Source organism: Agrococcus sp. GW821-FHT14H11 (assembly GCF_058803545.1).
Window position 1 is genome coordinate 136,617 of sequence record NZ_JBXAPA010000006.1, and the last position, 18,993, is coordinate 155,609.

Below are 18,993 nucleotides of genomic sequence, written 5' to 3' on the forward strand. Positions count from 1 at the left end.
CGGCACGCGCCGTGGGGTACGATCGTCGCGCCCGAACTCTCAAGGATTGGTTGAAGCATGCGGCGATGGCGCACCAAGGTGTCGACGGTGGCGGTGGTGGCGCTCGTCGCCGGCCTGCTGACCGTCGCGCCGCCGAGCGAGCCCCCCGCCGCCGAGGCGGCCGTCGCCTCGAACTTCGACCCCGGCTACATCGTCAGCGACGAGCAGTTCTTCGACGGCGACGCGATGACCGCGGCGCAGGTGCAGGCCTTCCTCGACGCGCAGGTGCGCACGTGCCAGAGCGGGTACACGTGCCTCAAGGACTACGGGCAGCCGACGCCGGCCATGGCCGGCAGCCAGTACTGCGACGCGATCCCGGCCTATGCCAACCGCACGTCGGCGCAGATCATCACCGACGTCTCGCGCGCGTGCGACATCAGCCCGCGCGCGCTGCTCGTGCTCCTCCAGAAGGAGCAGAGCCTCGTGACGCTCACGGCGCCGACCGCGATCCGCTACGAGCGTGCGACGGGCTTCGCATGCCCCGACACCGCTCCGTGCGACCCGGCGTTCGGCGGCTTCTTCTACCAGCTCTACAACGCCGGGCGGCAGTTCCAGCGCTACGCGGCGCATCCTCAGAACTGGCGCTACCGCGCGGGCCAGACCAACCAGATCCAGTACCACCCCAACATCGCCTGCGGCACGAGCCCCGTGTACATCCGCAACCAGGCGACCGCGGGCCTCTACGTCTACACGCCGTACCAGCCGAACGCCGCGGCGCTCGGCAACCTCTACGGCTCCGGCGACGCCTGCTCCGCCTACGGCAACCGCAACTTCTGGCGCATGTGGACCGACTGGTTCGGCGACCCGCGCGAGGGCGTCGCCTCGACGTCGCTGCTGCGCGACCGCGGCAACGGCAAGGTCTACCTCATCAGCGGCACGGCGCGGCACCACGTGACCTCCCGCGAGATCCTCGCCGAGTACAGCCCCGCCTTCGGCGAGCCGCGCGACGTCGACGGCGCGACCCTCTCGGCCTACACCGAGGGCGCGGCGCTCGGACGCCTGGTCACCGGCACCGACGGCGCCGTGCGCCTCGTCGACGACGGGGTGTCGCACCGCTTCGCCTCGTGCTCGCAGCTGCAGCAGTGGCAGCTCGCGTGCACCGGCCACCCGAGGCTCAGCTCGGCCCTGCAGGCCCGCCTGCCCGCGGGCGAGGCGATCGCCGCGACCGTCGTCGGCAGCGACGGCCACGACTGGCTCATCCAGTCGGGCACGCGGCGCGAGCTCGCCGACGTCACGATCCCCACGCGCTACGGCTACTCCGCCGACCGCGTGCGCCTCGACGACGCCGCGATCGCGCACCTGCGCGTCGGGCCGCCCGTGCTCGACTCTGGCACGGCGGTGCGGAACGCCGCGGGCACCATCCTGCGCATCAAGAGCGGCAGCGGCGTCGTCGCGCTCTCGCAGGCGCAGATCCAGCTGCTCCCGTCGAGCGCGGGCACCGTCTTCACCGACGCGTCGCTGCAGCAGCTGCCGGCGACCGCGGCCGAGCTGCCGTCGCGCCTCCGCGGCGCCGCCGGCGCCTACCTGCTGACCGACGGCGGCATGCTGCGCGTCGACCCCGCGAAGTACGGCGGCTCGGCGCTCTTCACGGCGCGCACCGAGCTCGGCACCGTGCTGCAGGCGCTGCCCTCGGCGGGCAGCGCGCTCGGGCCGCACTTCGTGCGCGAGCGCGGCGGCGCGCTCTACCTCGCCTCCGGCGCGCGGCTCCAGCCGGTGGCCGACGAGGCCTCCTACGAGTTCATCCGCTCGCGCTTCGGCGTGCCGGCGCGCATCTGGGAGGTCGCGCCGCGCGGCCTCGACGGCGTGCCGCGCATCCTCGACGTCGAGCTCGGCGAGCTCGTGCGCGGCAGCGACGGCCGCGTGCTGCTCTGGGACGGCTCGCGCGCGCTGCACGTGCAGCACTCCGAGTTCACGAACGCGCTCGGCCTGCCCTGGCAGGTGCGGAACGTCACCGACGACGTCGTGCGGGCCCTGCCCGCTGGCCCCGCGATCGGCGGCTTCGGCTTCCGGTGCGCCTCGACCGACCTCGTCGCGACCGACGGCGTGCTGCGCCCGTACGCCTCGACGACGGCCGCGGCCGCGTGGCGCCTCACGCACGCGTCGCTCGACGCCGAGCTGTGCGCCGAGCTGACCCGCTCGAGCACGGGCGCGCTGGAGTTCATCGTCGACGAGTCGGGCCGCACCTACCTGATGGAGGGCGGCCAGGCGCGCTACGTGCCGAGCCGCGCGGTGCTGGCCGACCTCGGCGGCACGCTGAGCGGCCGCACGCCGGTGCCGGCGTCCTCCATCGCGCTGCTGCCGAAGGGCGCCGACGCGACGTCGCCGCTCGCGGCGGGCGAGTGGGTGCGGGGGCCGGATGCGCGCATCTACCTGTGGGACGGCACGCGCGCGATGTACCTCGCGCACCGCGACTACGCGACGGCGCTCGGCATGCCGCTCGAGTGGCGCAACCTCTCGTCCGCGGCGATCGCGGCGCTCCCCAAGGGGCCGGCGATCGATGACTTCGGCTACCGGTGCGGCTCGACCGACCTGGTGTCGATCGGCGGGGAGCTGCGGCCCTTCGCGTCGGCGACCGTCGCCGCCGCGTGGCGGCTCGACCACGTCGCGCTCAGCGCCGCGGTGTGCGATCAGCTCGACCGCTCGACCGCGGTCGTGCACCAGTTCGTCGTCGACCCGACGGGCCGCACGTACATGCTGGAGGGCGGCGCGGCGCGGTACGTGCCGAGCCGCACGGTGCTGGCCGAGCTCGGCGGCACGCTGAGCAGCCGCACGGCGATGTCTGCGGCGGCCATCGCGCGCCTGCCCGCGGGCCCGACCTTCTAAGGGCCAGGAGCGACGAGCGAGGGGGCCGGCATCCGCCGGCCCCCTCGCTCGCGCCTGCCGCGGTCAGCGGGCGCGCTTCGCCATCAGCTCGCGGATGACCGTCGCGTCGCCGTACGTCTCCTTGGAGTCGTAGGGGCGGTCGGGGAAGGCGCCCACGTCGAGGCGGATGTCGAGCTGGTGGTCGGCGATGAAGCGCTCGACCTGGTCGCGCAGCGACACCGGCTCGCCCGAGCACACGTTGATCACGCCGCGCACCTCGTCCTGCAGCGCGACCGCGGCGATCTGCTGCCCGAGCTCGCGCACGTGGATGAAGTCGAAGCGGTTCGTGCCCGTCGTGAACGGGAAGACCTGCTTGCCCTGCTCGGCCGCCTGCAGCAGCTTCGTGAAGATCGACTGGTTGTTCCGGTCGTCGCCGTAGATGTAGTACGCCCGCAGCCACTGCACCGCATGGGTCTCGCCGAAGGTGTGCAGCACCGCGCGGCGCAGCGCGTCCTTGGCGATGCCGTAGAGCGACATCGGGTTCGTGGGGGTCTCGGCGGTGATCGCGCCCTCGTGCCTGCCCACCTCGTGCATCGTGCCGAGCGCCGCGATCCGGCCGACGCCGGCCTCCGCGAAGTGCGACAGCACCCGGTAGTGGTCCGAGAGCCGCAGCATGTGCGCGTGCGCGTCGTGCGCGAAGCCCGCCTCCCATGCCAGGTGCACCAGCGCATCCGGGCCGTCGGCGGTGAGGCGCGCGAGGTCGGCGCCCGGCGCGAGCAGGTCGAGCTCGACGATGTCGGCGCGCTCGTCGACGCGGTAGGCGCGGTGCTGGCGCACCACGGCGGTGACCCGGGCGCCCTCGTCGAGGAGCGCCGTCACGACGTGCCTGCCGATGTAGCCGGCCGCGCCGGTGACGACCACGTGCTGCTGCGTCACGATCTCTCCTCTGCCGAGCGTCGGAGGCCGCTCGGCCCCGCTCCGATGCTATCCAGGTCGTCCCTCAGACGCGGAACAGCCAGCGCACGGGCGTGCGCAGCTGCACGAGCCACGCGAGCGCCGCGCCCGCCACCATCGCGCCGGCGACCATCGCGACCGCGACCTCGCTGAAGCCGAAGGGGATGAGCGGGCCCGCCACGAGCTGCAGCGTCCAGTAGAGCGCGATCCAGTGGGTCGTGTAGTAGACGATCGAGTGCCGGCCCGCCCAGCGCAGCCAGCGCGACACCGGGTCGCGCCAGGGCAGGAGCGACAGCAGCGCGAGCCCGACCGCGAGCGATGCGAGCAGCGGCACGGCGAAGGTCACGTCGTTCGAGACGTTCCAGCCCGGCTGCAGCGAGGCCACCACGACGCTGCCGGTGCAGACGAGGCCGACGACGATCGAGATCGGGTGGCGCAGCAGCGGCAGCGCGGTCGGCAGGTGCTGCATCAGCAGGTGGCCGGCGAAGAAGAACGCGAGCATGAGGAACGTGCGCTCGAGCTTCATCGTCGCGACGACCTCTGGCATCGGCAGCAGCGTGACGGCGGCAGCGAGCAGCAGCGCCCCGACCATGCTGATCCAGTCGGGCACGCGGCGCAGCGCGAGCGCCACGAGGTAGGCGATCAGCAGCGTGTGCAGGTACCAGAGGTAGGTGTTCGGCGCCCAGAGGCCGCGCACCAGGATGTCGGGGCCGAGGCTCGGGAACACCAGCAGCAGGATGACGAGCCACACGGCGTACGGCCAGGCGATCGCGCGCAGCTTGCCGCTCACGTAGCGGCCCGCGCCCTTCGACAGCGAGCCGCCCAGCAGCATGCCCGAGAGCGTCATGAGCAGCGGGATGCGGAACGGCGACGCGACCGTGTTGAAGATGTCGACCGCGATGTGCGGCTGCAGGCCGATCGAGCGCAGCATCTCGGTCGCGTGCAGCAGCACGATGAGCAGGATCGCGAGCCCCCGCAGGCCGTCCATCCACAGCAGCCGCTCGCGCCGGGCGGGCGCGACCACGGGCGGGGTCTCGGTCATGCTGCGGGCTCCTCGGGGCGGGCGACCGTCCACGGTATCGCAGCGCGGGACCGCGGGCCGACGTCCCGGGAGCCGTGTGCGAGGATGCACCCGATCCTGTCCACGACCGCTCGGAGCCCCATTGCGCGCCATCGTCCTCGTCCCCACCTACGACGAGCTCGAGGCGCTGCCGGTCACCATGGACCGGCTGCTGCAGGCCGCGCCCGACGTCGAGGTGATCGTGATCGACGACAGCAGCCCCGACGGCACCGGCGAGCTCGCCGACGCGATGGCCGCGGCCGACTCGCGCATCAGCGTGCTGCACCGGCCCGCGAAGCAGGGGCTCGGCGCGGCGTACCTCGACGGCATGCGGCTCGCGCTCGAGCGCGGCGCGGATGCGGTGGTCGAGTTCGACGCCGACGGCTCGCACCCGGCCGACGCGGTGCCGCGCATGCTCGCGCGGCTGCGGCACGACGGGCGGCCGGGCGCCGATCTCGTGATCGGCTCGCGCTGGGTCTCCGGCGGCGGCATCGTCGACTGGCCCTGGCACCGGGAGGCGATCTCGCGCGCCGGCAACCTGTACGCCAGGGTGGCGCTCGGCTCGCCGGTGCACGACATGACGGCCGGATGCCGCGCCTACACCGCCGAGCTGCTGCGCCGGCTGCCGCTCGACGACGTGCGCAGCCAGGGCTATTGCTTCCAGATCGACATGACGCGCCGCGCGCACGACGTGGGGGCGGTGGTCGTCGAGGAGCCGATCCTCTTCCGCGAGCGGGAGCTCGGCGTGTCGAAGATGACGCCCGGCATCGTGCGCGAGGCGCTCACGCACGTGACGGGCTGGTCGATCGGCCGCGCGATGCGCCGCGCGGCCGAGTCGCTGCGGAGCGTCAGGCGAACGCCGAGCTCCCCGTGATGGCCCGCCCGACGATGAGCGCGTTCATCTGCGCCGTGCCCTCGTACGTGTAGAGCGCCTCCGCGTCGACGAAGAAGCGGGCGACGTCGTAGTCGGTCACGATGCCGTTGCCGCCGCACACCTCGCGGCACCACGAGACGACCTCGCGCATCCGCGTCGTCGCGAAGGCCTTCGCGAGGGCCGAGTGGGCGTCCTCCTGCCGGCCCTCGTCGAGCATCCGCGAGACCTGCACGCACAGCGCGATCGACGCGGTGATGTGGCCGAGCGACTTGGCGAGCAGGTCCTGCACGAGCTGGTGGCCGGCGACGGGCTTTCCGAACTGCACGCGCTCGGTCGTGTAGCGCACGGCTGCCTCGTAGGCGCCGATCATGACGCCGACGGCGCTCCACGCGACCTCGGCGCGCGTGAGCCGCAGCACGCGCGCGGTGTCGCGGAAGCTCGACGCGCCCTGCAGCCGCATCGACTCCGGCACGCGCACGCCCTCGAGCTCGATGTCGGCGTTCTGCACCATGCGGAGCGCGATCTTGCGCTCGATCTTCGTGGCGCGGAAGCCCGCCGCGTCGGTCGGCACGATGAAGCCCTTCACCTGGCCGTCCTCGACGTCCTTCGCCCACACGACGACGATGTCGGCGTGGGTGGCGTTGCCGATCCAGCGCTTGGCGCCGTCGAGCACCCACTCGTCGCCCTCGCGGCGGGCGGTGGTGCGCAGCCCCTGCGCCGAGTCGGAGCCCGAGAGGGGCTCCGTGAGCCCGAAGGCGCCGATGACCGAGCAGTCGGCGAGGCGCGGCAGCCACTCGGCGCGCTGCTCCGGGGAGCCGGCGACGCCGATCGATCCTGCGACGAGGCCGTTCTGCACGCCGACGAACGTCGACACGGATGCGTCGACGCGGCTCATCTCGAGCGCGACCCAGCCGCGGTACACCGCCGAATTCTCGAACCTCGCGGTCTCGGGCCAGCCGGGGCCGACGACGCCGAGCGCCGCGATGCCGGGCACGAGCTCGGTCGGGAACGCGTCCCGGTGCCAGTGCTCGTCGATGACCGGTCGCACGCGCTCCTCCATGAACGCGCGGACCTCGGCCAGCGACGCCTGCTCGGCCTCGCTGAGGTCGGCGGCGAACCCGTAGAAGTCGCTCTCCAGCGGCGTGAACGTCATGGCTCCTCGTTTCTCCCGGCCGAGCTCGGCCGTCGCGGCAAGGCTAGGGCGGCGGGCGGCGACCGCCCCGCCCGTTGGTACGCTCGTGCCAATCTGCCGGAAGGAGACCGCGCGCGTGTTTGTGCCGATCGCCAACGAGCCGAGGGCATACGCGTGGGGCAGCAGGACGCTGCTCGCGGACTACCTCGGCCGCGACGCCTCCGGCGACCCCGAGGCCGAGCTGTGGCTCGGCGCGCACCCGGGCTGCCCGTCGACCGTCGCGGCGGGGGAGCACGCGGGGCGCGGGCTCGGCGAGGCGCTCGACGCGTGGGGCCGGCCGCAGCCCGCGCTGCTGCTGAAGGCGCTCGCGGCGGCCGAGCCGCTGTCGCTGCAGGCGCACCCGGATGCCTCGGAGGCGCAGGAGGGCTTCGCGCGCGAGGATCGGCTCGGCATCGCCCGCGACGCGCCCGAGCGCAACTACCGCGACCCGCATCCGAAGCCCGAGCTCATCGTCGCGGTGACGCCGTTCGAGGCGCTCAGTGGCTTCCGCCTCGCGGGCGAGGCGCTGCGCGTGCTCGACGCCCTCGCCTCGGCCGATGCGCGGCTCGCGCCCGTCGCCGCGCGCGTGCGGGCGGGCGACGCGCTCGCGTGGCTGCTCTCGGGCGGCGACGAGGTCGCCGCCGCCGTCGCCGCGGCCGAGGCGGCCGCTCCGGTGATCGCGGCGGCGCACCCCGTGGAGGCCGACACCGTCGACCGGCTCGCGCGCACCCACCCGGGCGACCCGGGCATCCTCGTGGCCCTGCTGCTCAACCGCGTCTCGCTCGCGCCGGGCGAGGCGCTGTACCTGCCCGCCGGCAACCTCCACGCCTACCTCGAGGGCCTCGCGATCGAGCTGATGGGGCCGAGCGACAACGTGCTGCGCGGCGGCCTCACCCCGAAGCACGTCGACGTGCCCGAGCTGCTGCGGGTCGTCGACACGACGCCGCTCGTCGAGCCCCGCCTGCCGTCGACGTCGCTCGAGGGCGCGGTCGCGTACCGCCCCGCGGCGCCCTTCGAGCTGCGCCGCATCGCCGGCGCCCACCGCGTCGAGGGCGGGGGTCGCGGGCTGCTGCTCGCGGCACGGCCGACCCGAGTGGCGATCGACGGCGCCGAGCACGCGCTCGCGCAGGCCGAGGGCGCCTGGATCGATGCGGCCGAGCCGTTCGAGGTGCGCTCGGACGAGGCGTGGCTCGCGCTCGAGCGCGACACGCCGTGAGCGCCGCGCTGCGCCCCGAGAGGCCGCGACACTCCTAGGATTCCCGACTTGACGCGGAGCGAACTACACCGGTGTAATTGGGTGCAACGCGGGCCCGGCCGGGGTCCCGCAGAACCGGGGGAAGCCATGCGAGAGGGAGTGCAGCGCAGCACGACGGCGCGAGGCGTCGAAGAGGGTGGCCTGCGACGCGGGGTGCCCGGCGACTGGTTCGTCGACCCGATCATGCTGGGCGTTCCCGGTGTCCGCGACGACGCGGCCGACCACGCCCTCGCCTGGCAGGCCGACGCGCTCTGCGCCGAGACCGATCCGGAGGCGTTCTTCCCCGAGAAGGGCGGCTCCACCCGCGATGCCAAGCGCATCTGCGACGGCTGCGAGGTGCGCCAGCAGTGCCTCGAGTACGCGCTCGAGAACGACGAGCGCTTCGGGATCTGGGGCGGGCTCTCCGAGCGCGAGCGCCGCAAGCTCCGCAAGCTGGCCTGAGCGCCCTGACCCGCGAGGCGGGCGCCCGCGTCCACAGCGGGACGTGGAACCATGGATCCATGCCGAACCAGCGCCGCCGCACCGCGCTGGCAGCCTGGATCGTCACCAACGCTGCCGCGGGCGACGCCGTCCGCAACGTGATCGGCTACCCCGTCTGGGGTGCGCTGGTCGGCCTGACCTTCGTCTGGGTCTTCATCGAGCTCGGCCTCCTGCGCGTGCGGCTGCACCGCATGCCCGTGCCGGTCGTCGCGTTCGCGGTGGCCGCGGTCGCGTCGGCCGTGTGGGCGATCTCGCCCGGATGGTCGCTGCTCGGGTCGTTCATCCTGCTCGGCACCATCGCGAGCGCCGTCCTCATCGCGTCGCTGCCGTACCGCGTGATCCTCGACGTCACGCACTGGTCGATGCAGGGGCTGCTCGCAGCGTCGCTGCTGTTCGAGGCCTTCGTCGCGCTCGTGCTGCGGCGGCCGCTGTTCCCGCTCTGGGCCGACTACCCGCCCGACGTGAGCGGCGAGCTCCACTGGTCGAGCGGCCTGCTCTTCGAGGGCGGGCGCGTGCAGGGCGTGATGGGCAACGCGAACCTGCTCGGCATGGTGGCGCTCATCGCGCTCGTGATCGCCGGATGCCGTGCCGTGGCCGGCGTCGACCGGTGGTGGGCCGTGTGGGTGGGCCTGCCCATCCTCGTCCACGTGCTCACCCGCAGCGCGACCGTGCTCTTCGCGACCGCCATGGTGGCGGTGCTCGCCGTGCTCGTCGTCAGCTGGGTGCGATGGCGCGGCGCGGCCTTCTACCGGATCTTCGGCCTCGCGATCGCGGTGGGCCTCGTCTGCGTCGGCCTCATCATCGCGAACTGGACGGCCGTCACCGACTTCCTGGGACGCGACGCCGACATGACGGGCCGCTTCGACATCTGGGGCCGCGTGATCGCGCTCGGCATGGAGAGCCCCGTCGTGGGCGTCGGCTACCTCGGCTACTGGCTGCCGTGGGTCGAGCCGTTCGACCGGCTCGGCGAGATGCACGGCATGGTCTACCTGCAGGCGCACAACGTGTGGCTCGACGTCTTCATGCAGCTGGGGCTCGTCGGCGTGCTGCTGTGGGCCGCCCTGCAGTACCGCGCCGCAGCCAACTGCCTCGGCGCGCTCTACCGGGCGCCGATCGGCGAGCGCGCGCTGAACGCCATCCCGCTGCTGCTGTGGGTCGCGCTGTTCGTGCAGGGGCTCGCCGAGTCGCGGCCCTGGATCGAGTTCGGCATGATCCTGCTCGTCATCTTCGTCATCGGGCCGCTCCGCAAGCAGATCGCGCCGCGCGCGCCCCGCACGCAGGCGATCCTCACGCACTGACGCGCGCCGGGCGGCGATTCGGCGGCGCACCGGGCCCAACCCCGGCCCGCCGAGGCCCGCGCGCCTAGCCTTGCCGGGTGCATCCGAGGGTCTTCGCCGTGCTCGCGGCCAGCAATGGCGCCGCGTACCTGCCCGCGACCCTCGCCGCGATCGAGGCGCAGTCGGTCGCGCCCGATCGCCTGATCGCCGTCGACGGCGGATCGAAGGACGACACGCGCGCCGTGCTCGAGGCGTCGCGCGCCGCGAGCGTCGTCGCTGCGGCGCGGCTGCCGTACGGGCAGCTCGTGAACCGGGGCGCGGGCGCGCTGCCATCGGCCGAGCCGGGCGACTGGCTGTGGGTGCTCGCGCACGACGCGGCGCCGCACCCGCGCGCGCTGCAGGCGCTGCTAGGCCACGTGGAGTCGCACCCGAGCGTCGCGATCGTCGGCCCGAAGGTGATGCGCGCCGACCTGCCCGACCGCTTCGCCGAGCTCGGGCAGACGATGACCCCGTTCGGTCGCAGCATGCTGCTGCACGAGGGCGAGCTCGACCAGGGCCAGCACGACGACGACTCCGACGTGCTCGGCGTCGCCGAGACCGGCATGCTCGTGCGGCGCGACGTGTTCGAGGCGCTCGGCGGCTTCGACCCGGCGCTGCGCTCGATCGACGCCGGCCTCGACCTCGGCGTGCGCGCGCGACTCGCGGGCCACCGCGTCGCGGTCGAGCCGCGCGCGCGGGTGCGCCGCGCAGGGGGGCCCGAGCACTTCGACGCCCGCACCGTCAGCGACGCGCAGCGCGTGGCGGTCGCCCGCCGGGCGCAGCTGCACCGCCGGCTCGCCTACGCGAACCTGCTCGCGCTCATCGCGCACTGGCTCCTGCTGCTGCCGCTCGCGGTCGTGCGCACCGTCGCGCACCTGCTCGCCAAGCGGCCCGCCGCCGTGCTCGCCGAGTGGCGGGCGACGCTCGCGACGCTCGTCGCGCTGCCCGCGACCGCTCGCGCGCGGCGTCGGATCGCCCGCACCAAGGCGACCGGCTGGTCGTCGATGCGGGGCCTGCGCGCCAGCTGGCGCACGGTGCGCTCGCGGCGGCGGTCGCTCGGCGACCCCGAGCAGCTGCAGCGCGTCGCCGACGAGCGGGTCGGGTTCGTCGAGGGCGCGGGCCTGTGGGTCACCGCGCTCGCGGTCGTCGTGGGCGTCGTGCTGTCGCCGCAGCTCATCGCGGCGAGCGCCGCGACCGGCGGCGCCCTGCTGCCGCTGTCGGGGTCGCTCGCCGAGGTGTGGGCGAACGCGCTCGCCGGCCCGCGCGACGCGCTCGGCGAGGTGGTCGGGCCGGCCGACCCGTTCACGATCCTGCTCGCGCTGCTCGGCTCGCTCACGCCGTGGCAGCCCTCCACCGCGATCGTGCTCGTGCTGTTCCTCGCGCCGGCGATCGCCTCCGTCACGGCGTTCTTCGCCGTGCGCGCCATGACCGACTCCCGGTGGGCGCCCGCCGTGGCCGCCGCCGTCTGGGCGCTCTCGCCGATCCTCCTCGTCGCGATCGTCGACGGGCGGCTCGGCGCCGTGCTCGCGCACGTCGCGCTGCCGCTCGCCGTCGCGGGGCTGCTGCGCGCCCACCGCTCGTGGCGCGCCGCGGGCGCCACCGCGATCCCGCTCGCGGTGGCGGTCGCCGGCGCGCCGGTGCTGCTGCCGGCGATGCTCCTGCTCGCGCTCATCGCGATGGGCACCGGGTGGCGGGCGCCGCTGCGGCCGCTCGCCGCGCTCCTCCCCGCCGCGGCGCTGCTCGCGCCGATCGTCGTCACCCGGTGGATCGACGGCCGCCCGCTCGCCGCGCTCGCCGACCCGGGTGTGCCGAAGCCCTCGACCCCGCCCACCCCGGTCGAGGCGGCCCTGCTCGGCCCCGACGGCACGCTCGCGAGCCTCGAGGGCGCCGTCGCCGCCACCGCGCCCGAGCTCGACGCCCAGTGGATCGCCCTCGCGCTGCTCGCGCCGCTCGCGCTCGCGGCGCTCGCGGGCATCGTCCTGCGGCCCACCCGCGCGTGGCCGTGGCTCGCGCTGCTGCTCGCCGGGTACGCCACCGCGGTCGCCGCGTCGCGGCTCTCCGTCACCTCCCTCGACGGCGAGCCTGTCGCCGTCTGGGCCGGCACCGGCGCATCCGTCATGCTCGCCGCGCTCATCGCGCTCGCCGTCGTCGCCGTCGACCTCGACGACCGCCGCGGCGCCGTGCCCGGCGGCATCGTCGCCCTCGCCGCCCTCGCGGCGGCGGTGCCCGTGATCGCCACCTCGTTCCTGCTGCCCGCGACGGTGATCGCCGCGCCCGAGCGCCGCATGCCGGCGTTCGTCGACGCGGCGGCCGAGGAGGATCCGCGGGTCGGCACGATGGTGCTGCGGCCGCTCGCCGAGGGACTCATCGGCGTCGACGTCGAGCGCGGCCACGGCCTGACGCTCGACGCCGTCTCGACCGAGGAGCTCGTGCGCGAGGAGCCCGGCCCCGCCGAGGCCGAGCTCGCCCAGGCCGCGGTGGACATGGCCTCCGGCGGCGACGCCGACGTCGCCGCGCTGCTCGACGAGCACGGCGTCCGCTTCGTGCTGCTCGAGCAGGAGCGGGAGGGCGCCGCGGCCGTGCACGACCGCGCGCAGCGCTCGCTCGACGCGCGCGGCGACCTGCAGGCGATCGGGCAGACCGAAGCGGGCCTGCTCTACCAGCGACTGGAGGCGGCGGGCGGCCCGCCCGTCGAGCGCCCCGTCTGGGCCGGCTGGCTGCTCGCCGGGCAGCTCGCGGCGCTCGCGGGCGCGGTGGTGGCGGCGCTGCCGTCGCTGCGGCGCGGCGCGCGCGTGCGCACCAGGCGGCTCGAGACGACGGGGGAGTGGCAGTGACCGATCGCGACGAGACGCCGGACCCGCTCGACGAGTCCCAGCAGTTCGACGACCCCTCGCCGATCCGCGACGACGAGGAGCCGCCCCGCGAGCACGAGCCCACCGAGGCGGAGCTCGCCGTCGAGGCGGAGGCCGAGCCGTCGGGCGACATCGCGAGCGACGTCGCGCTCACCGACCGGGAGGCGGCCGCGAACGACGCGGCCGAGTCGCGGCGGCGCTTCGAGCGTCGCGATGCGGTGCGCTGGAGCGCCCGCGGGCTCGCGGGCCTCGCCGCCGCGGCGCTCGGCGTCGGCGCGGTGCTCGGCGCGACCGCGCTGCCGGAGGACCTCCGGGCCCAGGCGCAGGCGCCGTCCACGCACGTGCTGCCCGCATCGCCCATGCAGTCGCGCGTCTGCGCCGGCCCGGTGCTGCGCGTCGGCACCGCCGACGGTCAGGACGCGCTCGCGCTCGCGGCGATCGAGGAGCCGAGCGTGACCGTCGGCAGCCTCGGCGGCGACGTGGCGCAGGTGCCGCTCACCATGCGCCAGGCCGAGCTGCCCGGCGCGGCGTCGATCGTGCAGCGCGGCGAGAGCTCGACGCTCTCCGCCGCGCAGTCCGTCTCGGTCGACGTCGACGCCGTGCGCGGCCTCGCCGCGAGCGAGTGCGCCGAGACGCGCCTCGAGCAGTGGCTCGTCGGCGGCTCCACGCGCACGGGCAGGCAGACGACCCTCACGATCGCCAACGGCTCCGAGGTCGCTGCGAGCGTCGATGTGACGGTCTACGGGCCCGACGGGCCGGTCGAGACCGTGGGGTCGACGGGCGTCGCCGTCGGTGCCGGGCAGGTCGAGGTGCTCGACCTCGCCGCGATCGCCCCGGGCGTCGCCGACGCGGTCGTGCACGTCGCATCCACCGGCGCCCCCGTGACGGCGCACCTGCAGCAGACCATCACGCGCGGGCTCGAGCGCGGCGGCTTCGACGTCGTCGACCCGGTGTCGGCGCTCACGGGCGCGGTGCTGCCGGGCGTCGTCGTCGCCGAGCCGTCGGGCCTCGAGACGCAGCCCGACTACGACGACACGACGCCCGTGCTGCGGCTGCTCTCGCCGACGGGCGGCGCGGTGCGCGTCGTGTTCCAGTCGGGCGACGGCTCGACCATCGAGTCGGAGGGGTCGCTCGAGGCGGGCAGGGTCACCGACTTCCCGCTCGACGAGCTGCCGGTCGGCACGCTCGCGGTGCGGATCGAGTCGGATGCGCCGGTCGTCGCAGGCGCGCGGAGCGTCGCGATCGCGGGCGAGGGGCTCGACTTCGACTGGGTCGCGGGCGGCCAGCCGCGCTCGGGCGCCTCGTCGATCGCCGTGCCGGCCGGGCCCGGCGCCCGCCTGCACGTCGTCAGCACCTCCGACGCCGAGCAGGAGATCACGATCGACGGCGAGGCCGTGCGGCTGCCGGCGATGGGCGTGCTCGAGCGGGACGTCGACGGCGGCGCGGTCGAGGTGGTCGGCGACGACCTCGTGATCGGGGTCGGCTACCGCAGCGACAGCGAGATCGCGGGCTTCACGGCGAGCCCGCAGGGGCCGGCGGCGGAGGGCGTCACCGTCCTGCACTGATGACGGCTAGTGATGCCGCCAGCGGTCGGGGGCGACCTCCCAGGGGTCGCGGCCGATGAGCTCGGCCGCGGCGCGGAAGACCGCCCCCTCGATGGCGACCTGCCGGTGCCAGGCGTCGTCGATGTGCACGCGCGGCAGCCGCTGCAGCGGCAGCCGGTAGATCGTGATCGTGCGGCGCCGCGCGTCGACGGCCCACTCCGGCACCTCGTCGACGCGATCGGCGAGCGAGCGCGGCGGCATGTCGGCCCACTGGAAGACCACGTCGCCGAGCTCTGCCGGCCACAGCGCCTGCACGTAGTCGGCGGCGTCGGCCGCGATGTCCTCGAAGCGCGTCTCGCGCGACGACAGGAACGGCAGCACGGGGCCGGCGATCGACGACCGCATGTCGCGGCCGTGGCGCGAACCGCGGGAGTGCTGGCGCGCGGGCATGGCCTCATCCTACGTGTCGGCCGGCCGCGGACCGCGGCGGCACTACCCTTGACCGGATGGACGTCAGGACGTGCTCTCGGCCCGGGTGCCGCAGGTACGCCGACCGCACCGTCACGGTCGACTACGGCGAGCAGCTGCTCGTCGTCGGACCGCTGCAGCCCGCCAGCCGGCGGGGTGCGATCGAGGGCAGCTACGACCTGTGCGACCCGCACGCGGAGCGCGCCGCCGGCCCCGCCGGGTGGCGCGTCGTGCGGCACGAGCCCGGCAGAGCGCCCCGGTAGGGGCCACCAGAGCGAAGAGGGAACCATGGCGCTGAGCGACATCGTGAAGGCGTACGACGTGCGGGGCCTGGTCGACGGCCAGCTGACCGAGGAGGTCGTGCGCGCCCTCGGCGCGGCGTTCGCCGACGAGGTCGACGCCGGCCGGCCCGGGGCCGCCCCGATCGTGATCGGCCACGACATGCGGCCCTCGTCGCCCGCGCTCGCCGCGGCCGCCGCCGACGGCGCGCGGGCGCGCGGCGCCGACGTCGTCATGATCGGGCTCTGCTCCACCGACGCGACCTACTTCGCCTCCGGCTCGCTCGACGCGCCCGCGATGATGTTCACCGCATCCCACAACCCCGCCGCCTACAACGGCATCAAGTTCTCGCGCGCCGGCGCGCGCGGCGTGAGCCTCGACACCGGGCTCGCCGCCATCCGCGACGGCGCGCAGCGGTACCTCGACGAGGGCCTCGCCGAGGCGCCCGAGCGTGGTGGCCTCACCGAGCGCGACGTGCTGCCCGACTACGCGGCGCACCTGCGCTCGCTCGTCGACCTCACGCGCATCCGGCCCCTCAAGGTCGTCGTGGATGCGGCGAACGGCATGGGCGGGATGACGGTGCCGGCGGTGCTCGGCCCGCTGCCGATCGAGGTCGTGCCGCTGTACTTCGAGCTCGACGGCACGTTCCCGAACCACGAGGCGAACCCGCTCGATCCGGCCAACCTCGTCGACCTGCAGGCCGCCGTCGTCGAGCACGGCGCCGACCTGGGCCTCGCGTTCGACGGCGACGCCGACCGCTGCTTCGTGATCGACGAGCGCGGCGGAGCGGTGTCGCCGTCGGCGGTCGCCGCGATCGTCGCCGAGCGCGAGATCCGCCGCGTGCAGGCGGCGGGGGAGCAGGACGTCGTGGTGATCCACAACCTCATCACGAGCCGCGCCGTGCCCGAGACGATCACCGCCGCGGGCGCGACGCCCGTGCGCACGCGCGTCGGCCACTCGCTCATCAAGGACCGCATGGCCGAGACGGGCGCCGTCTTCGGCGGCGAGCACTCGGCGCACTACTACTTCCGCGACTTCTGGGGCGCCGACAACGGCATGCTCGCGGCGATGCACGTGCTCGCGACGCTCGGCGGCGACGACGAGCCGATGTCGCAGCTCGCGGCCCGCTACACGCCCTACGCGTCGTCGGGCGAGATCAACTCGACGGTCGCCGACGTGCCCGCCGCGTACACGCGCATCGTCGAGGCCTTCGCGGGCCGCGGCCACTTCGACGAGCTCGACGGACTGACGGTGATGGCCGCCGACGGCGCGTGGTGGTTCTCGGTGCGCCCCTCGAACACCGAGCCGCTGGTGCGGCTCAACGTCGAGGGCGAGCAGGCGGCGACGATGGCCGCGATCCGCGACGAGGTGCTCGCGCTCATCCGCGCCTGACGGCCCGGCGCAGCGCCGCCCGGACACTACGCTGGGGGGCATGAGCAAGCTCCTCGTCACCGGCGGCGCCGGCTTCATCGGCTCGAACTTCGTCCACTACGCGGTCGCGAACACCGACCACGACGTGGTGGTGCTCGACAAGCTGACCTACGCGGGCGACCGCGAGACGCTCGCGGGGCTGCCGGAGGACCGGGTGCGGCTCGTCGTGGGCGACATCGCCGACCCGGAGGTCGTCGACGCGCTCGTCGCCGACGCCGACGCCGTCGTGCACTACGCGGCCGAGTCGCACAACGACAACTCGCTGTCGGACCCGTCGCCGTTCGTGCACACGAACCTGATCGGCACGTTCACGCTGCTCGAGGCGGCGCGCAAGCACGGCACGCGCTTCCACCACATCTCGACCGACGAGGTCTACGGCGACCTCGAGCTCGACGACCCGGCGAAGTTCACGCCCGAGACGCCCTACAACCCGTCGAGCCCGTACTCGTCGACGAAGGCGGGCTCCGACCTGCTGGTGCGCGCGTGGGTGCGCTCGTTCGGGCTCGAGGCGACGATCTCGAACTGCTCGAACAACTACGGTCCGCGCCAGCACGTGGAGAAGTTCATCCCGCGGCAGATCACCAACGTGATCGACGGCGTGCGGCCGCGCCTGTACGGCGCGGGCGAGAACGTGCGCGACTGGATCCACGCCGACGACCACTCCTCGGCGGTGCTGCGGATCCTCGAGTCGGGCCGGATCGGCGAGACGTACCTGATCGGCGCCGACGGCGAGCGCTCGAACCTCGAGGTCGTGCAGGCGATCCTGCGGCTGATGGGGCAGGAGCCGGATGCGTTCGACCACGTGAAGGACCGCCCGGGCCACGACATGCGGTACGCGATCGACGCGACGAAGCTGCGCGAGGAGCTCGGCTGGGCGCCGGCGTTCACCGACTTCGAGGCGGGGCTCGCGTCGACGATCGACTGGTACCGCGCGAACGAGCCGTGGTGGCGCAAGCAGAAGGCCGAGGCCGAGGCGAAGTACGCCCAGGCCGGGCACTGAGACCGAGGGCGACTGATGCAGACGGGCAAGCAGCTCGCGGTGCGCGAGACCCCGATCCCGGGGTTCCTCGTGATCGACCTGCCGGTGCACGGCGACAACCGCGGCTGGTTCAAGGAGAACTGGCAGCGCGAGAAGCAGCTGGCGCTCGGGCTGCCGGACTTCGGCCCGGTGCAGAACAACATCTCCTTCAACGCCACCGCGGGCGTGACCCGCGGCATCCACGCCGAGCCGTGGGACAAGTACATCTCGGTCGCCGCCGGCCGCGTGTTCGGCGCGTGGGTCGACCTGCGTGAGGGCCCGTCGTTCGGCGCGACGTTCACGATCGAGATCGACCCGTCGATCGCGGTGTTCGTGCCGCGCGGCGTCGGCAACTCGTTCCAGGCGCTCGAGGAGGACACCGCCTACTCGTACCTCGTGAACGACCACTGGTCGGCCGAGGCGCAGAGCGAGTACACGTTCCTCAACCTCGCCGACCCGACCGCCGCGATCGCCTGGCCGATCCCGCTCGAGCAGGCCGAGCTGAGCGACAAGGACCGCGCGCACCCGATGCTCGCCGACGTCACGCCCATGCCGCCGCGGAAGACGCTCGTGCTGGGCGCGAACGGGCAGCTGGGCCGGGCGCTGCGGCACCGCTGGGCCGACCGCGCCGACGTCGAGTTCGCCGGCCGCGACCGCATCGACCTCGCCGACCCGGCCGCGCTCGAGGGCATCCGCTGGTCGGGCTACGACACGATCGTGAACGCCGCCGGCTACACGGCGGTGGATGCGGCCGAGACCGACGAGGGACGCCGCGACGCGTGGGCGGTCAACGCCGTCGCCCCCGCGCGGCTCGCCGCGATCGCCGCCGAGCACGGGCTCACGCTCGTGCACGTCTCGAGCGACTACGTCTACGCCGACCGCGAGGGCGAGCGCCGCGAGGACGACCCGCTCGGCCCGCTCGGCGTGTACGCGCAGACGAAGGCCGCCGGCGACCTCGCCGTCGCCGCCGCCCCCCGCCACTACATCGTCCGCACCTCGTGGGTCGTCGGCGAGGGCAGGAACTTCGTCGCCACCATGGCCTCCCTCGCCCGCCGCGGCGTCGCCCCCGAGGTCGTCGACGACCAGGTCGGCCGGCTCACCTTCGCCGACGAGCTCGCCCGCGCGATCGACCACCTGCTCGCGACCCGCCCTGCCTCCGGCGTCTACAACGCCTCCAACGGCGGCGAGCCCACCAGCTGGGCGGCGATCGCCCGGCGCGTCTTCGCGCTCGTCGGCGCCGACGAGGGCGCGGTGCGCCCGGTGACGACCGACGCCTACTTCGCCTCGAAGACGGGCATCGCGCCCAGGCCGCGCCACAGCGCGCTCAGCCTCGCCAAGCTCGAGGCCACCGGCTTCGAGCCCCGCGACCAGCTCGCGATGCTCGAGGAGTTCGTGGCGGCGCTGCCCTCGGCGTGAGGGCGGTCGCCGGGAGAAGGGTGGGAGGATGGTC

Annotated in this window: 15 protein-coding genes; 11 read left to right on the forward strand and 4 right to left on the reverse strand. The window is 74.4% G+C overall.

Translation table 11 applies throughout. From position 1 onward, the window contains the following. The first annotated feature begins 57 nt into the window (after positions 1–57). Positions 58–2,862 carry a hypothetical protein gene (locus tag AC1RNL_RS08390; RefSeq protein WP_492934970.1) on the forward strand — a complete coding sequence of 935 codons (2,805 nt, stop codon included), beginning with the start codon at positions 58–60 and terminating at the stop codon, positions 2,860–2,862. A gap of 63 nt (positions 2,863–2,925) precedes the next feature. On the opposite strand, the gene AC1RNL_RS08395 is transcribed toward AC1RNL_RS08390, so the two are convergent. Then, the gene (locus tag AC1RNL_RS08395; RefSeq protein ID WP_492934971.1) at positions 2,926–3,777 is read right to left on the reverse strand and encodes an NAD-dependent epimerase/dehydratase family protein; all 852 of its coding nucleotides are present in this window, start codon (positions 3,775–3,777) and stop codon (positions 2,926–2,928) included. Positions 3,778–3,841: 64 nt separating this feature from the next. Further along, entirely contained in the window at positions 3,842–4,837 is a 996-nt protein-coding gene (locus AC1RNL_RS08400; RefSeq protein ID WP_492934972.1) for an acyltransferase family protein, read from the reverse strand. Between the two features lie 121 nt (positions 4,838–4,958). Here AC1RNL_RS08400 and AC1RNL_RS08405 point away from each other — a divergent pair, with 121 nt between their 5' ends. Then, positions 4,959–5,729 carry a polyprenol monophosphomannose synthase gene (locus AC1RNL_RS08405; RefSeq protein ID WP_492934973.1) on the forward strand — a complete coding sequence of 257 codons (771 nt, stop codon included), beginning with the start codon at positions 4,959–4,961 and terminating at the stop codon, positions 5,727–5,729. Here the strand turns inward: AC1RNL_RS08405 and AC1RNL_RS08410 are convergent. Next, the gene (locus tag AC1RNL_RS08410; protein ID WP_146357779.1) at positions 5,704–6,882 is read right to left on the reverse strand and encodes an acyl-CoA dehydrogenase family protein; all 1,179 of its coding nucleotides are present in this window, start codon (positions 6,880–6,882) and stop codon (positions 5,704–5,706) included. The genes AC1RNL_RS08405 and AC1RNL_RS08410 overlap by 26 nt on opposite strands. A gap of 115 nt (positions 6,883–6,997) precedes the next feature. Here AC1RNL_RS08410 and manA point away from each other — a divergent pair, with 115 nt between their 5' ends. The 5 genes from manA (at position 6,998) to AC1RNL_RS08435 (ending at position 14,368) form a co-directional block, all read left to right on the forward strand. Beyond that, a complete protein-coding gene (gene manA, locus AC1RNL_RS08415; protein ID WP_492934974.1) occupies positions 6,998–8,116 on the forward strand; it encodes a mannose-6-phosphate isomerase, class I in 1,119 nt (372 codons plus the stop codon). Positions 8,117–8,338: 222 nt separating this feature from the next. Beyond that, positions 8,339–8,596 carry a WhiB family transcriptional regulator gene (locus tag AC1RNL_RS08420; RefSeq protein ID WP_310126549.1) on the forward strand — a complete coding sequence of 86 codons (258 nt, stop codon included), beginning with the start codon at positions 8,339–8,341 and terminating at the stop codon, positions 8,594–8,596. A gap of 59 nt (positions 8,597–8,655) precedes the next feature. Next, positions 8,656–9,933, forward strand: coding sequence for an O-antigen ligase family protein (locus tag AC1RNL_RS08425; protein ID WP_492934975.1), 1,278 nt, complete (start codon positions 8,656–8,658; stop codon positions 9,931–9,933). A 77-nt stretch (positions 9,934–10,010) separates the two neighbouring features. Then, positions 10,011–12,785 carry a glycosyltransferase gene (locus AC1RNL_RS08430; RefSeq protein WP_492934976.1) on the forward strand — a complete coding sequence of 925 codons (2,775 nt, stop codon included), beginning with the start codon at positions 10,011–10,013 and terminating at the stop codon, positions 12,783–12,785. Then, a complete protein-coding gene (locus tag AC1RNL_RS08435; RefSeq protein WP_492934977.1) occupies positions 12,782–14,368 on the forward strand; it encodes a DUF5719 family protein in 1,587 nt (528 codons plus the stop codon). Before AC1RNL_RS08430 ends, AC1RNL_RS08435 begins: the two co-directional genes overlap by 4 nt. 6 nt (positions 14,369–14,374) lie before the next feature. Here AC1RNL_RS08435 and AC1RNL_RS08440 read toward each other — a convergent pair whose 3' ends face one another. After that, complete coding sequence (locus AC1RNL_RS08440; protein WP_128189270.1) at positions 14,375–14,797, reverse strand: hypothetical protein; 423 nt, start codon at positions 14,795–14,797, stop codon at positions 14,375–14,377. 56 nt (positions 14,798–14,853) lie between these two features. Between AC1RNL_RS08440 and AC1RNL_RS08445 the strand changes: the two genes are divergently transcribed. From AC1RNL_RS08445 to AC1RNL_RS08460, 4 genes are read left to right on the forward strand one after another with little or no spacing between them, the layout of a single operon-like run. Next, positions 14,854–15,078 carry a DUF3499 family protein gene (locus AC1RNL_RS08445; RefSeq protein WP_128189269.1) on the forward strand — a complete coding sequence of 75 codons (225 nt, stop codon included), beginning with the start codon at positions 14,854–14,856 and terminating at the stop codon, positions 15,076–15,078. A gap of 25 nt (positions 15,079–15,103) precedes the next feature. Next, positions 15,104–16,486 carry a phosphomannomutase/phosphoglucomutase gene (locus tag AC1RNL_RS08450; protein ID WP_492934978.1) on the forward strand — a complete coding sequence of 461 codons (1,383 nt, stop codon included), beginning with the start codon at positions 15,104–15,106 and terminating at the stop codon, positions 16,484–16,486. Positions 16,487–16,526: 40 nt separating this feature from the next. Next, a complete protein-coding gene (rfbB, locus tag AC1RNL_RS08455; protein ID WP_146357004.1) occupies positions 16,527–17,525 on the forward strand; it encodes a dTDP-glucose 4,6-dehydratase in 999 nt (332 codons plus the stop codon). A 15-nt stretch (positions 17,526–17,540) separates the two neighbouring features. Then, complete coding sequence (locus AC1RNL_RS08460) at positions 17,541–18,959, forward strand: sugar nucleotide-binding protein (RefSeq protein WP_492934979.1); 1,419 nt, start codon at positions 17,541–17,543, stop codon at positions 18,957–18,959. Positions 18,960–18,993: the final 34 nt, after the last annotated feature.